At 62.1% G+C, this 14835-nt stretch carries 14 protein-coding genes; 13 read left to right on the forward strand and 1 reads right to left on the reverse strand.

Translation table 11 applies throughout. The annotated features are described in order from the left end of the window. Window positions 1–14: 14 nt before the first annotated feature. Complete coding sequence (locus QZZ60_RS02935; RefSeq protein WP_295637577.1) at window positions 15–1919, forward strand: ATP-binding cassette domain-containing protein; 1905 nt, start codon at window positions 15–17, stop codon at window positions 1917–1919. Window positions 1920–2316: 397 nt separating this feature from the next. After that, on the forward strand, window positions 2317–3150 hold the full coding sequence (locus QZZ60_RS02940; protein WP_295637579.1) for an MBL fold metallo-hydrolase: 834 nt from the start codon (window positions 2317–2319) through the stop codon (window positions 3148–3150). 197 nt (window positions 3151–3347) lie between these two features. Here the strand turns inward: QZZ60_RS02940 and metK are convergent, their stop codons facing one another. Further along, on the reverse strand, window positions 3348–4523 hold the full coding sequence (gene metK / locus QZZ60_RS02945) for a methionine adenosyltransferase (protein WP_295637581.1): 1176 nt from the start codon (window positions 4521–4523) through the stop codon (window positions 3348–3350). 269 nt (window positions 4524–4792) lie between these two features. Between metK and QZZ60_RS02950 the strand changes: the two genes are divergently transcribed. The 11 genes from QZZ60_RS02950 to QZZ60_RS03000 form a co-directional block, all read left to right on the forward strand. Beyond that, window positions 4793–5374 (forward strand): hypothetical protein, encoded by a 582-nt coding sequence (locus tag QZZ60_RS02950; RefSeq protein WP_295637584.1) that lies wholly within the window; start codon window positions 4793–4795, stop codon window positions 5372–5374. Window positions 5375–5376: 2 nt separating this feature from the next. After that, the gene (gene murJ / locus QZZ60_RS02955) at window positions 5377–6957 is read left to right on the forward strand and encodes a murein biosynthesis integral membrane protein MurJ (protein ID WP_295637586.1); all 1581 of its coding nucleotides are present in this window, start codon (window positions 5377–5379) and stop codon (window positions 6955–6957) included. A 13-nt stretch (window positions 6958–6970) separates the two neighbouring features. Continuing rightward, complete coding sequence (ispH, locus tag QZZ60_RS02960; RefSeq protein ID WP_295637588.1) at window positions 6971–7828, forward strand: 4-hydroxy-3-methylbut-2-enyl diphosphate reductase; 858 nt, start codon at window positions 6971–6973, stop codon at window positions 7826–7828. Window positions 7829–7992: 164 nt separating this feature from the next. Then, entirely contained in the window at window positions 7993–8769 is a 777-nt protein-coding gene (locus tag QZZ60_RS02965; RefSeq protein ID WP_295637590.1) for a response regulator transcription factor, read from the forward strand. Window positions 8770–8771: 2 nt separating this feature from the next. Next, entirely contained in the window at window positions 8772–10361 is a 1590-nt protein-coding gene (locus QZZ60_RS02970; protein WP_295637592.1) for an ATP-binding protein, read from the forward strand. Window positions 10362–10390: 29 nt separating this feature from the next. Next, window positions 10391–10552 (forward strand): hypothetical protein, encoded by a 162-nt coding sequence (locus QZZ60_RS02975; protein ID WP_295637594.1) that lies wholly within the window; start codon window positions 10391–10393, stop codon window positions 10550–10552. A gap of 158 nt (window positions 10553–10710) precedes the next feature. After that, the gene (locus QZZ60_RS02980) at window positions 10711–11082 is read left to right on the forward strand and encodes a hypothetical protein (protein ID WP_295637595.1); all 372 of its coding nucleotides are present in this window, start codon (window positions 10711–10713) and stop codon (window positions 11080–11082) included. A gap of 171 nt (window positions 11083–11253) precedes the next feature. After that, complete coding sequence (locus QZZ60_RS02985; RefSeq protein ID WP_295637597.1) at window positions 11254–12579, forward strand: trypsin-like peptidase domain-containing protein; 1326 nt, start codon at window positions 11254–11256, stop codon at window positions 12577–12579. Window positions 12580–12648: 69 nt separating this feature from the next. Continuing rightward, on the forward strand, window positions 12649–13230 hold the full coding sequence (locus QZZ60_RS02990) for a hypothetical protein (protein ID WP_295637599.1): 582 nt from the start codon (window positions 12649–12651) through the stop codon (window positions 13228–13230). Between the two features lie 98 nt (window positions 13231–13328). Then, window positions 13329–13661, forward strand: a complete 333-nt coding sequence (locus tag QZZ60_RS02995; RefSeq protein ID WP_295637601.1) for a hypothetical protein — start codon at window positions 13329–13331, stop codon at window positions 13659–13661. Between the two features lie 615 nt (window positions 13662–14276). Next, the coding region (locus QZZ60_RS03000; protein ID WP_367119402.1) for an ammonium transporter at window positions 14277–14835 on the forward strand (559 nt) is incomplete at its 3' end.

Below are 14835 nucleotides of genomic sequence, written 5' to 3' on the forward strand. Positions count from 1 at the left end.
CAGGTGATATTGTCATGGCTCTTCTTTCCGTTCAGGATGCCGGCCTTACGCTCGGCAACAGACAGCTTCTTGATCATACCGAACTTTTCGTGGAGCAGGGCGACAGACTCTGCATCGTGGGCCGCAACGGCGTGGGCAAGTCTTCTCTTCTGTCGGTACTTGCCGGAAGGCTTCCTCTGGACTACGGGGAGAGGCATGAGGAACCCGGTCTCCGCATAGGCTATGTTCAGCAGGCCGTGCCTGATCACTGGAAGGGCTCGGTGTTCAGCGTGACGGCCGACGCTCTCGGAAAGGAAGGGCATCTTCTGGCCGCGGCTCATCTCATCGCTTCCGACAGGCGCGATCTTCTGCCGCCGGACCTTGCGAAGGAAGCGGATCTTGTCATGGAGCACGGCGAGGTGTGGGAGCGGCACGGCGAGGTGCTCGGCGTCATCAACAGTCTCGCCCTCGACCCGGAGGCGGATTTTTCCACGCTCTCCGGCGGAACGCGCCGCCGCGTGGCGCTGGCCCGCGCCCTCATCGCCTCGGACGTGCTGCTTCTCGACGAACCTACCAACCATCTGGACATAAGCACCATAAGCTGGCTGGAAGAGTATCTGGCAAGGCAGGCCAGAACGCTGGTCTTCATCAGTCATGACCGGGCCTTCGTTCGGAGGCTCGCCACGCGCATGGCGGAGCTGGACCGTGCGAAGATATACAGCTACGCCTGCGGATTCGATGCCTATCTTGAGCGGAGAGAGGAGCGTCTGCACGCCGAAGACATGCAGAACGCCGTGTTCGACAAGAAGCTCGCGCAGGAGGAGGCATGGATACGGCAGGGCATCAAGGCCCGCCGCACCCGCAACATGGGCCGTGTGCGGGAGCTCATGAAGATGCGCGAGGAGCGCGCCGCACGGAGGGAAAGAACGGGCACGGCCACGCTCAACGTGCAGGAGGCGGAGAAGTCGGGCAGGCTGGTGGCGGAAATGAAGAACGTTTCCTTCACCTGGCCGGACGGCTACAAGGTGTTTGAAGACGCAAACGTCATCATTCAGCGCGGCGAGAAGATAGGTCTCATAGGCGACAACGGCGCGGGCAAGACCACGTTTCTGCGCGTGCTCCTGGGCGAGCTTGCGCCCACTTCGGGCACGGTGCGTCTCGGCACGGGGCTGGAGATCGCCTACTTCGACCAGCTTCGCGACTCGCTGGACGACGAGAAGAGCGTTATGGACAACGTGGCCGAGGGCAACGACCGCGTGACCATCAACGGAGAGCCCCGTCACGTGGCGGGGTACCTTCAGGATTTTCTTTTTGATTCCAGTCGGCTGAGAACGCCCGTGGGCCTGCTTTCCGGCGGCGAGCGCAACAGGCTTCTGCTGGCAAAGCTCTTCACCCGGCCTTCCAACCTGCTTGTGCTCGACGAACCCACCAACGATCTCGATGCCGAAACCCTGGAACTTCTGGAAGAAATGCTCGCCTCCTACAAGGGCACGGTCATCGTGGTGAGCCACGACCGCGCCTTTCTCGACGAACTTGTGACCGGCACCATCGCTCTTGAGGGCGACGGCAGGGTGCGCGAGTACGTGGGCGGCTACACCGACTGGCTTCGGCAGCGTCAGAAGCCGGAGGAAAAGAAGGCGGTGTCCTCGAAGGAGAGCTGGAAGGAGAATGCGCCTAAAAAGCGCCGCCTTTCCTACAAGGAGCAGCGCGAGCAGGAAGCCCTTCTCAAGGAGCGGGAAGAGATGCCCGCAAGGCTCGATGCGCTGGAAAAGGAGCAGAAGGAGCTGGAGGCGGCCCTGGCCGATCCCGACCTTTTCAGCCGCGATCCCGAGGCCTTCAACGTCAAGGTCGCCCGTCTTCCGAAGGTCGAGGAAGAGCAGCTTGCTCTTCTTGAGCGCGCCGATGAAATAGAAGCCAGACTCAAGGAGCTGGAAATCTGACGTACTTGTCTGCGTTCTTTGCATGAAAGGATTCCGAAATGCCCGTGTCCCCGCGACACGGGCATTTTCCGTATCCCGGACCGGGGTCGCCCCGGAAATGCCGGGGGCGAAAAGCTGGCGGCCGGGGGCGGATTGTCGTATTCTGATGAAAAGCCCGGGGCTTCGGCATGAATGAGCGAAAAGCGCAGGTCAGCACCGCTGAATCATGGCTTGCGCGGATGAACGGAGGATCGGGACGGCGCGGGCGCGTGAGCCGCTGCTTTTTGCGTCCTCTCCCGCCGCAGGAACCGGGCTGAATGCATGACGACGACGGCATGCCGGTGGACGGTATCGAGTAAAATCCTGTTTCAGGGAGGTTGTTATGTGGAAGGCAATCGTTCAACTTATGGGAGTATGCATGATGGTGACCACAGGTTCCATGTCCGCACAGGCCGGAGGAATACCGTTCAATGAGTTTTCCGTGGGAGAGGTGAACCTGAGAGTCATGTCCCTCGTGCAGAAGGATTTGAACTCCTCCATTTTGATGCCGTCCACGGAAGAGCAGAAGAAGGCCGTGGCCGCCGCCTATCCCGACGGCGCAGTTCACAACGTGCTCAACGTGCTGCTCATCCGCGTGCCCGGAGCCGTGGCCCTGGTGGACACGGGCTACGACTGGACGGACGCGCAGATGGACGAGGCTCTTCGGGAAGCCGGTCTCGACAGAGGCGACGTGACGCACGTCATCATCACCCACGCGCACGGCGATCATGTGGGCGGACTCGTGAAGGACGGCAGGGCCTCGTTCCCGTCGGCCGTGGTACTGTTCCCCGAGAGGGAGCTTTCGTACTGGACCAGTGAGGCGAACCGTCAGGCGGCCAAAGGCGGCGCGGTGAAGATTTTCGAGAACGTGGCGAACATTGCTGCCGCGTACAAGGGCCGCGTGGCCACGTTTGAAGCCGGAGAGAGCGTGTGCGCGCAGCTGCCCGGCGTTCTGGCCGTGGATGAGGCCGGACATACCCCGGGTCATGTGGGCATCATGGTGTCGGCCGAAGGACGGACCTTCGTGTTCTGGAGCGATCTTCTGCACGCCTTCGACGTGCAGGCGGCGCATCCTGCCGTGTCTGCGAGCTTCGACATGGACCCGGCCGCCGCAGCCCGCGTGCGCGAGGACATGCTGAACCGTGCCCGCAAGGAAGGCTGGCTGGTCACAGGTTCCCATGTGCCCTTTACCGGACCGCGCGTACTGAAGTAGTGAGCCGCTTCGGGGAATTTCATCCCTGATCTTGCCGGAAATTTTCGTCTGAAGCCGGGACACGGCTCCGGCAGGGGCTTCCGCTTTCGAGCGGACGACGCTGATGAGGGCCTTTTCTGCCGGCAACGCGGTTAAACAAAAAACGCGGAGGAAGAACAGGTCGTTCTTTCTCCGCGTTTTCGTCTTTTTGGGGAAAATTACAGCTTGGCGGCGGTCAGAAGATCGTTCACGGCGTCGCGCTTTTCCCAGGTGAAGTCGGGAAGCTCGCGGCCGAAGTGACCGTAGCAGGAGGTCTTGCTGTAGATGGGACGCTTCAGATCGAGGCGCTTGCAGATGAAGTAGGGACGCAGATCGAACACCTCGCGCACGATCTTCGTGAGCTGTTCGTCAGGGAGCCTGCCGGTATCGAAGGTGTGCACCAGCACGGAAACGGGCTCGGCCACGCCGATGCAGTAGGCAAGCTGCACTTCGCAGCGGTCGGCAAGACCGGCCGCCACGATGTTCTTGGCCACGTAGCGGGCCATGTACGCGCCGGAGCGGTCGACCTTGGACGGGTCCTTTCCGGAGAACGCGCCGCCGCCGTGGTTGCCCATGCCGCCGTAGGTGTCCTGAATGATCTTGCGGCCGGTGAGACCGCAGTCGCCCATGGGACCGCCGATGACGAAACGTCCCGTGGTGTTGATGAAGATTTCGCAGTCCTTTTCGTCGAAGTAGCCGGTGGGCTCGAGAATGGGACGGATGACTTCCTTCTTCACGGCTTCCACGATGTCGTCGTGGCTCACCTTGGGCGAGTGCTGGGTGGAAACCACCACGTTGTTGATGCGCACGGGCTTGCCGTCGATGTACTCAAAGGAAACCTGGGTCTTGCCGTCGGGACGGAAGAAGTCGACGATGCCGTTCTTGCGCACGCGGGAAAGCTGCAGCGAGAGCTGATGCGCCCAGTAGATGGGGGCGGGCATGAGCGTGTCGGTCTCGTTGGAGGCGAAGCCGAACATCATGCCCTGGTCGCCCGCGCCCTGATCTTCGGGATTGGCGCGGTTGACGCCCTGCGCGATGTCGGGCGACTGCTTGTCGATGGAGGAAAGCACGGCGCAGGTCTGGGCGTCGAAACCCATGTCGGACCCGACGTAGCCGATGTCGCGGATGGTGCGGCGCACGATGGCGGGAAGGTCTGCGTAGCCCTTGGTGGTGATTTCGCCGGCAACGATGGCCATGCCCGTGGTTACCAGCGTTTCACAGGCGACGTGGGAGTCTTGGTCCTGCTGAAGCAGGGCGTCGAGCACGGCGTCGGAAATCTGGTCGGCTACCTTGTCGGGATGGCCTTCGGTCACGGATTCGGAGGTGAAGAGGTATTTGCCTTTAGAGGGGATCATGGTCTCTCCTTGAAGTTCACGAGGCGCTCGGAGGGATGCGGCAGGAACCGGAAGCCGTGAGCATGGGGCATCCGGGAAAGACATATCTTTATATCAAGCTATGGTAATATGCCTTTCACTCCGACACTATACACGGGGAGTTGCGGCCTGTCCAGCTTCTTGACTCGATAACATGGTAACGTTATGCCCTTAAGAAAGGGGAAACAGAAGGATGGTTTCTGGCCCGGCCGGCGGGTCCTCCTGCTTCAAGTGCCTGTCCGGGAGTGTTCATGCAGTCTTTCTATCAGGGGAAAATCGACAATTTCTGCGCCATGTACGCGGTGCTCAACGCGCTGCAGGTGCTTTTCAGCATAGGGCCGCTTCAGGCGAGGCGCATATTCAACCGCGTGCTGCTCGCGCAGTCGGCGGATGCCGACACGTTCTCGCGCATTCTCGAGCACCGGACGGACTATGTGGCGCTTGTGGACTACATGCTCGACGACGTCAGACGGCATGAGTTTCCCGCTCTTTGCGTGAGCGCGCCCTTCACTCCGGACACGTCCTGCAATGTGGTGTGGGAAGCCTTGCGTTCCTGCGCGCGGCCGCCCATGCCTCTCGTTTCCGTGTTTCGTTTTCTGCGCATCGCTCCGCCGTCGGAGAAGCCCTACGTGGATCACTGGACGGTGGGACATTATATGGATATGGAGGGGCTGCACTTTATGGACTGCAGCCTGGAGGCGGGCGCGCTTTACTGCCTGCCCTATGCGAAACTGACGGATCCGTGGCGTCCTCTCAGTCGGGAATATGTGGTCATCCCGCCGGAAAGCGTAAGGATTCTGTCTGCTTCCCGCTCTGCGGGCCTTCCGGTATGAGTATGGCACTTACTTCACGGCAGAAAATGGGGGCGGCCGCCCTCATCATGGCGTTCAGCGTTCTGGTTTCGCGCTTCATGGGCCTTTTCCGCGACAAGATCATCTCCTGGCAGTTCGGAGCCGGGGGCGAGACCGACATTTACTTCGCGGCCTTCGTGGTGCCGGACTTTTTGAACTATCTTCTGGCGGGCGGATACATTTCCATCACGCTCATACCGCTGCTTTCCCGGCGCTTTGAAGAGGACGAGGCCGACGGCTGGAGACTTTTCGGCACGGTGTTTTCCTGGGCGACCCTGTCCATAGGCGTCTTGTCCGTGCTGGCCTTTGCGGCCGCGTCGAAGCTCGCTCCGCTGGTGGCTCCCGGCTTTACTCCCGAGCAGTGCGGACGCCTGGCCGAGTTTCTGCGCATCGTGCTTCCGGCTCAGGTGTTCTTCCTGCCCGGTGCCTGTCTTTCCGCCATTCTCTACATCCGGCATCAGTTCACGGTGCCCGCGCTCATGCCGCTCGTGTACAACGGCTGCATTCTGCTCTTCGGCGTGGGACTGCCGTGGCTCGGCCTTGCCGACGGCATGGAAGGCTTCTGCTGGGGCGTGCTTTTCGGCGCGGCGCTCGGCGCGTTCGTGCTTCCCCTCATTGCGGTGAGGGAAGGCGGACTTCATCTGTCCTTCCATCTTTCGCATCCGCTCATGAAGAAGTTTCTGCTCCTTGCCCTGCCGCTCATGATCGGTCAGTCCGTGGTGGTGCTCGACGAGCAGTTCGTGCGCATTTTCGGCAGCATGGCCGGCGACGGCGCGGTAAGCCTGCTCAACTATGCGAGGCGCATCATGATGGTGCCCGTGGGCGTGGTGGCGCAGGCCGCCGGCGTGGCGTCCTTCCCGTTTCTGGCCTCTCTGGCCGCAAAGGGCGACATGAACGAGTTCCGTTCGACGCTGCGCCGCACCATGACGAACAGCATGATCGTGGCCGTGCCCGTGGCGGCATGGATGATCACCGCTTCCGGTCCGGTTCTGGGCTTCATCTTTGAGGGCGGCAGCTTTTCCGTCTCCCATACCATGGGCGCCGCGCCTCTTCTGCAGATCATGCTCGTGGCCGTGCCCTTCTGGCTTCTGCAGCAGGTGACGGGCCGCGCCTTCTACGCCATGGAAGACACCGTGACGCCCGCCGTGGTGGGAACGCTGGTCACGATTGCGGCCGTGCCCGCCTATTTCGTGTTCATTCCGCTCATGGGGGCGAGAGGCGTGGCCGTGGTCACCACGGTGTCCATCGCGCTCTATGCTCTGGCGCTCATGGTCGTGGCCTGCCGCCGCTGGGCGAACGGCGCCTTTGCGGGCGTCTGGGGCACGGCGTGGCGCAGCGCGCTCATTTCCATGCCCGGCTGCGGCCTCACGCTTGCCGTCATGCACGACGGCTTCCGCCTCATGGCCGGCTGGAATCCGCTGCTTCAGCAGTTCATCGTGCTTGCCGTGGGCGGTCTGCTTTTTCTGGCCTCGTGGCTCGTCATCGCCTGGTTCTTCCATCGCGACTATTTTCGCCTCGTGACCTCTCCCTTCCTGCGCCGTCTGCGTCGCGCACCCAGATCCTGACGGAGAATGCCTCATGAACGTCATACGCGCCAGCCACGCCGGTTTCTGCATGGGTGTGGCCCTTGCCCTTCACAAGCTCGACACCATCGTGGCCGCCCGCTCCGGCGAGAAGGTCGCCACGCTCGGCGAGATCATCCACAATCCGCAGGTGCTTGAGGACTACGCCCGCAAGGGCGTGCGCTGCCTTCACTCCGTGGAGGAGGCCGAGGGCGACATGGCCGTGCTCATACGCGCCCACGGCATTCCCCGCGACGTGGAAGCCAGGCTTCGTGAACGCTGCGCCGGGGTGGAGGACGCCACCTGTCCCCGCGTGAAGAACGCCCAGCTTGCCATTGCCGAGGCCACCTCCACGGGACGGGAACTTCTGCTCTACGGCGAGGAGTCGCATCCCGAGGTTCGGGGACTCATTTCCTACGCCGCGGGCGAAAGCCGCATTTTTTCCTCCATTGCCGACCTTGAGACGCTCATCGCAGGGGAGGAACTGACGGGCCGGCCTCTGGTGCTTGCCGCCCAGACCACGCAGGACCGTCTTATCTTCGACGAGATGCATCGGCGCCTTGCCGCGAGATTCGGCTCGTCCCTCACCGTGCTCGACACCATTTGCGACGCCACGCGCGAGAGGCAGGAAGAGGCCGGTGAGATTGCGGCACGCGTGCAGGCCATGGTGGTGGCCGGAGGCAAGTCCAGCGGCAACACGAAGAGACTTGCGGAACTTGCGCGCATGCGCGGCGTTCCCACGGTGCTCGTGGAAACGGCCGACGAGCTCGACGGAGCGGACTTTGCGGGCGTGCGCACCGTGGGACTCACGGCAGGCGCTTCCACGCCCCGCTACATCATCGACGAAGTGGAAAAAAAGCTTCGTCTGCTGTAGCGTCCGCGTCCGGCTCCTTCGTGTCGCGGTCTGTCCGGCGCGGCCCGGTTCCCTTGCGGGGCAAGACGGAGCAAGCTTCCTGAAACATATTGTAACAGGAAAAAGGGTGCGATTAACTTCACTCCCGGCTATAGTCTTTTCAGACTGTTCTGGAGGAATCTGCCATGCCCGATACCGATACCGCTCAAAAGCCCTCGCTTTCCCTTCTTGTCGTCGACGACGATCAGGACATCCGCGACCTCATGGCCGACTATCTTCGCCAGCACGGATTCACCGTTCGAGTGGCCGACGGCGGCAAGGCCATGTTCGAGAGTCTGGAAAACGAAGTGCCCGACCTTATCGTGCTCGACATCATGATGCCGGGCGAGGACGGTTTGTCGCTTTGCCGCCGTCTGCGCGCCTCGGAAAGCCTCGCCTCCGTCCCCGTCATCTTTCTCACCGCCCTCGGCGACACCGCCGACCGCGTGGTTGGGCTGGAGCTCGGGGCGGACGACTATGTGGTCAAGCCCTTCCAGCCGCGCGAGCTTCTGGCCAGAATCCGCGCCGTGCTTCGCCGCTCCGGACGGACGACGGACACGTCCGCAGAAGCCGGACGTCCGGAAAAGGCCTATCATTTCAGCGGCTGGACGCTGGACATTTCTGCGCGTCATCTCATTGCTCCCGGCGGCATGGTGGTGAACCTGAGCGGCGCGGAATACCGTCTGCTCACCATTTTTCTCGAGCATCCGCAGAAGGTGCTCAGCCGTGACTTCATTCAGGACGAGCTGCAGGGGCAGGAAACCGACCGCAGCCCCTTCGACCGCAGTCTCGACGTGCAGGTGTGCCGTCTGCGCGCTCGTCTGCGCGACACCGGCGACGGCGACAAGGGACGCGAGAACAAGCTCATAAAGACGGTGCGCGGTGACGGCTACGTGTTCACCAGCGCCATCACGGCGGAGTAGTCATGGCCGTTGCGGAAAGCCGGAGCCGGTCCGGGGAAAAGCGCGGCGTGCTCTGCCGACTGAGGCGTCTTGCCTCGCGCCTGTCGCCGGATTCTCTTCTGGCCAGGCTCATACTCATTTTTTCGGCCGGTTTTTTTGCGCTTCTTCTGCTCACCACCATTTATGCGGGGGAATCCCGGCATTTCTACTTCATGCGCGGGCTCATGGCCGACAGGGCCCGCCGCATGGCGGAAGTGGCCGTGCTGCTCGACGCCACGTCGCCGGAAATCCGCTTCGTCCTGCGCGAGCAGCTCAACAGCCGCGGCTTTTTCGTGCGCTTCATGTCCACGCGGCCTTCCGTGTCCGTGCACGAGGACCTGAAGGAAATGTCGGAGCTCATGGAATACATGCTGAACGTGTCCCTCGCGCGCCTTTACGGCGACATGCCCACGGGCCACGGCCGTGGAGGAATGCACGGCACGGGCCACGGCCGTGGAGGAATGCACGGCACGGGGCACGGCAGCGGGACGAGTCGCATGAGCGAGGACGTGCCTCGCCGCGGCGTTCTGGCCGTTCGTGAGCTGAATCTGCCGAGCCCCATGGAGTCCTTCGGCCAGTCCGTATGCCAGTACTTCACCAAGGACAAGAAGACCCGCGGTCCTTCCGTGTATCAGGCCACGGCCGTGGTGCCCCTGCACGACGGCACATGGGTGGTCATCGAGGATTCCGCGCCCGGCTATCCGCCCATGCCCTATTTCCCCTTTACCAGCATCATGGCCATAGAAATGTTTTTCGTGGCCATCAGCCTTCTGGCCTTCTATCTGTGCGTGAAGCCGCTGCGCAGGCTGGCCCGCGCCGCCGACCGCTTCGGCCGGGACATACGCACTCCTGCCCTGCCGGAAACCGGTCCCACGGAAGTGCGCGAGGCCGCCCAGGCCTTCAACCGCATGCAGACGAGCATACGGGAGTTTCTGGACGAGCGGGAGCGCACCCTTGCCGCCGTGTCGCACGACCTGCGCACGCCGCTTACGAGAATGCGCCTGCGCGTGGAGCAGCTTGACGAGAGTCAGCGCATTCCTCTTCAGAAGGACATCGGCGAGCTGCAGCAGATCATGGACACCACCATAGACATCGCACGCAGCAAGAGCGAGAATGTGGCCGTGGTGGACGTCATGTCCCTCATTGAAAGTCTCGTGGAGGACCGGCAGGACATGGGACAGGACATCCGCATGGAAGAGCGCCTGCAGGATCCCGAGGCCATGTTCTCCATACGGCCCCTCAAGGCCCGTCCGCTCAGCATGAAGCGCTGTCTTGCCAACCTCATGGACAACGCCCTGCGCTACGGCGGCCACGTGGTGGTGGACGTGGTGGACGGCGACGACATGCTTTCCGTCATCATTTCCGACAGCGGACCCGGCATCGCCGAGTCTGAACTCAAGAAGGTTTTTGAGCCCTTTTACAGGGTGGAACGCTCCCGCAACCGCAGCACGGGAGGCACCGGACTCGGTCTTTCCATCGCTCGCAGCATGGCCCGCATGCACGGCGGCGACGTGACGCTGGAAAACAGACCGGAAGGCGGCCTTCGGGCCACGGCGACCTTCAAGCGGACGTGAGCGGACATGGGAAAGAAAAAGGAGTTGTCATGAGTCGATTCATTCTTGTCGCGTTGCTTTGCACGGGATTTGCCCTGTCGGGCTGCGTCGTTCCGCCGCCCCATCACGATGAGCACAGGTACGAGCAGCCCCGTGGTCACAGACCGCCGCCCGCAGATTACCACCCCTACTGGGGTCCCCGGACGCGCTAGCGTTTTTTTCGGCCTGCCCCCTGCGGACGGGCCTTTCTTCTCCTGTCGTTTCGACCTCCGTCATGGAGCGGACTGAAAGGCCTGTCCGGAGGAGCCGTGCCGGCCTCGTGCTCCGATGTCCGGAGCACCGGCAACGTTCATGAACATGGAGGTATGTCATGAGAGCTCTGCCCGTTGCCATCGGTTGTCTTTTCCTTCTGGCCGGCTGCATTCCGCCGCAGCCGGGTTCTCTGGCCTATGCGGACTATCATCCCGCTCCCGTGCGGCATGACGTGCGCCCCGCGCCTCCGGCCCCGCGTCCCGAGGCTCCCAGACCTGCGCCTGCGCCCCGTCCCGACAGGCATGCGCCTGCTCCCGGGCCTGGGGTGAACAAGGCTCCGGCTCCCCGGCCGGACAGTCATGTGACGCCGTCCCGTCCCGGCAATCCGCAAAAGTCGCCCGCCATGCAGCGTCCCGCGATGCCGAAGCCCGGAAGCAATCCCCCCGTCCCCGGCAGAAACGATCCGGGACGGAATGATCATCGCAGGTAGCCCTGCGTCCGCGCGGGGCTTTTTCCGAAAAATCATCGGACAAAGGAGTGTGCCTTGCGGAGGCACGCTTTGAGCGCACTCCTTTGCCCGGAGTCAGCAAAAAAGGCCCGCCGGCACCGCTCCGGACGCGGACAGTCCTCCTCATGGAGGAAGTTTACTATGAAAATCAGCATGATACGTAACATATTTCTCGGCTTTCTTCTGCTTGGTCTCGTTGGTGTTCCTTCCCTTCAGGCCGCGCCTTCGTTCACGGCGAGGCAGCAGGAACGCGTCACCCCGGCGGTGCGCGTCGTGAGCGCCGTTGCTCCGGCGGTGGTGAACATCACAAGCACGCTGGTGGAAAGACGTTCCGCTCCCGAGCTCACGCCTTTCGACTTCTTTTTCAACATTCCCGGACGCGATCTGCGCGGCGAAAGCATAGGGTCCGGCATCATCATCGACGGCCGCCGCTCCCTCGTGCTCACCAACGCCCATGTGGTGAACGGCGCTTCGTCCATTTCCGTAAGGCTTCTCGACGGCCGAACCTTTTCCGCCGACGTGGTGGGCGCGGAACCGGACTTCGACATTGCCGTGCTGCGTCTCAAGGGCGCGAAGGATCTTCCTTCCGTGGCCATGGGCGATTCCACCGATCTCATGCCCGGCGAGAACGTCATCGCCATAGGCAATCCCTTCGGCTTTTCCCACACGGTGACCACGGGCGTCGTTTCCGCGCTGGACCGCACCATTGAAGCCGAGGACGGCGTGTTCACGGATCTCATTCAGACCGATGCCGCCATCAATCCCGGCAACAGCGGAGGCCCCCTGCTCAACGTGCTCGGGGAGCTTGTCGGCATCAACACCGCCATTTACGACAAGGCGCAGGGCATAGGTTTCGCCATTCCCATCAGCAAGGCCCGCCGCGTGGTGGACGAGATTCTTGATCAGGGGCACGTCAGCACTCCGTGGCTTGCGCTCATCGGGCAGAACGTGGACCCGCGCACGGCCCGCTATCTGCGCCTTCCCGAAGCCGAGGGGCTGCTCGTGACGGAAGTGTTCAAGAACGGACCGGCAGACAAGGCGGGACTTCGCCCCGGCGACGTCATCATGGAGATGTCCGGCAACGCCGTCACCGACAGGGACAAGTTCCTTTCCCTCATGCGAAATCACCAGCCCCATGCGCCCATATCGCTCAAGGTATGGCGCGACGGCAAGGAAAGAGCGTATACTCTGACGGCGACGGACTTCGATGACAAGGCGGCCGAATCGCTGGCGCTGCGCCGCTGGGGCATATCCGTGAAGGACGGACGAAACGGTGCCGTGGTCACGCAGGTAAAGGCCGGTTCTCCCGCCGCCCGTCTGGGACTGGAAAAGGGCGATGTCATCACGGCCGTTTCCGGCCGCGTCACGGATTCGCGCACGGCCTTTCTGGATGCGTTCCGCCGAGACTTCCTCAATAGACAGATACTGCTTCAGGTGCTTCGCGGCGGCCGTCTGTATCAGGCCCGCATGGGGATTTAGCGGCCTGCGGCGTTGCGTCCCGGCCGCAAAAACGCTAAGGTGTGAAATCCCTTTTTCAGGAGTTGAGGTATGAATCATTTCCGTCGTCTTTCCCTGTTGTTCTGCGCGGTGCTGATGCTTGCCGCCCTTACCGGATGCCTGGCACAGAATAATGTCCGCCTGCTTTATAATCCCGGCGGGGCGTCGGCGCTGCCCGTGGCCACGGCTCCCCGTGTCGCCGTGGTGGTCTTCGAGGATCAGCGCGGTCGCATAGACGTCGGCGTCCGCAAGGACGGCAGCCCCTTCCAGCCCAGCTCCAGCGTGGCGGAATGGGTGAGTCAGTCTCTCGCCGACGAGCTGGCCCGTCAGGGCGCTCAGGTGTCCCTGGCCACCTCCATGGCCCAGGCGCAGGCCGGTCAGCCCGACTACATCGTGGGCGGCGTGGTGGAACGCGTGTGGCTTACGGAAAAGAGCATGAGCAACTACGATGCCGTCATCCGCATCCAGACCCGTCTTTACAGCCAGAAGCAGGCCACGGTGACCAGAAGCTTTGCCTCCCAGCAGGAAAAGACCGGCATTCCCGGCGCAGCCCTTGCCGAGGAAACGCTTTCCAGCACTCTGGCCGACGTTCTCAAGAACGCTTCCATGTCCATCATGGGCGCCATGCGCTGAGGCGTAAAACTCTGAAACCTGCGCCGCGTCCGGCTTTCCGGGCGCGGCGTTTCTGTCGGTGCGCCCCTTGCGGGGCGCTGCGTCGACATGGAGCCTTTATGCGACCTGTTCTCGTCAAGGCCTACGGGGCCCTCAATCCCGCCACGGAAGAGACCTTCCGAGCCGTGCGCGCCGTGCTGGAAGACTGGTACATTCCCGATGCCGTGGAGCTTTCCGGCGATCTTCTGCGCATAAGCTACGAAGGCGAGGTCTTCCCGGATGCGGAAGTGGTGGAGGCCATAAAGCCCTTCCTCTGCGATGAAAGCGAGGGCAAGCTCGACATCCTTGACCTTGAGGCGTGGACCCTGCACCGGTACTTTTTTGCCTATGGTCGTCTGCGCGATCATACCGCCACGCTCGACAAGGCTCTCGAAGCCTGCTCCATGCATTAGTCTTTCCTGCGTTTTTTCACAGCATCGTTTTCCGTGCCTCATGCGGCTCCGACCGGAGCACGGAAGGGGTACGCTCCTTCCGCAGGGAAAACGGCCGGGGCTTTTGCTCCGCGTGACAGGCAGGCCTTCCTGCCGGGGCTTTTGCTCCGCGTGACAGGCAGGCCTTCCTGCCGGGGCGTGTCCGATCTGCGCAACGTCGGGCCTTCATCTTTCGTAACGGACGAAGATGAAGGCCTTTTTTGTTTCTTTTTGCTGAAGACGAGACCTGACGGTGCGGTCGTTTGAGGCCTGCGGAGTGGGCTGCGGGCGCAGAAAACGTCGATGGGCGGGCGAAGGTACGAAATGGGGCCGGAATTTCCCATCTCGTGATACAAAAAAATATCAACAGTGCTTTCCTGTTGAAAATACAGGCTATTTATGCCTTTCGTCAGAATGAGGCGGAAAAGCCCCCGGGATCTGCAAAGACAGAACGATATTTTTTCGTACTGAAAAACTGTGGACGAAACGAAAAAGAGTCACATTATTTCACCATGTTGGATTATTTTTGCGAAATTGGCACGGTATGTGCAGACAAGAATGCAGAATCTGACGTTCAGGATGAAGGAGGAAATATCTATGAACGCTGCCGATACGGGTTTTGTTCTTGTCAGCGCCATGCTGGTCATGCTCATGGTGCCGGCGCTCGCTCTGTTCTACGGCGGGCTCGTGGCTTCCCGCAACGTGCTTTCCACCACCATGCACAGTTTTGTTCTTCTCGGCGTGGGCGCGCTGCTCTGGCCCCTTGTGGGCTACACGCTGGCGTTCGGTCCGGACATTCACGGACTTATCGGCGGCCTTGAGAACATCATGCTTTTCGGCGTGGGCAAGGAGCCTCTGGAAGGCGGTTCCATCCCTGCGCTTGCGTTCATGGCCTTCCAGTGCATGTTCGCCGCGCTGACTCCCGCGCTCATCTCCGGCGCGTATGCCGAGCGCATACACTTCCAGGCCATGCTTCTCTTTTCCACGCTCTGGCTGCTTGTGGTGTACTGCCCCATGGCCCACTGGGTGTGGGGCGGAGGCTGGCTCATGAAGATGGGCGCCCTTGACTTCGCCGGCGGCGCCGTGGTGCACATGAGTTCCGGCTCCGCCGCTCTTGCCGCCGCCATCGTGCTCGGCAAGCGTTCCACCATGGGAC

Source organism: uncultured Mailhella sp., from assembly GCF_905187505.1.
Lineage (GTDB): Bacteria > Desulfobacterota > Desulfovibrionia > Desulfovibrionales > Desulfovibrionaceae > Mailhella.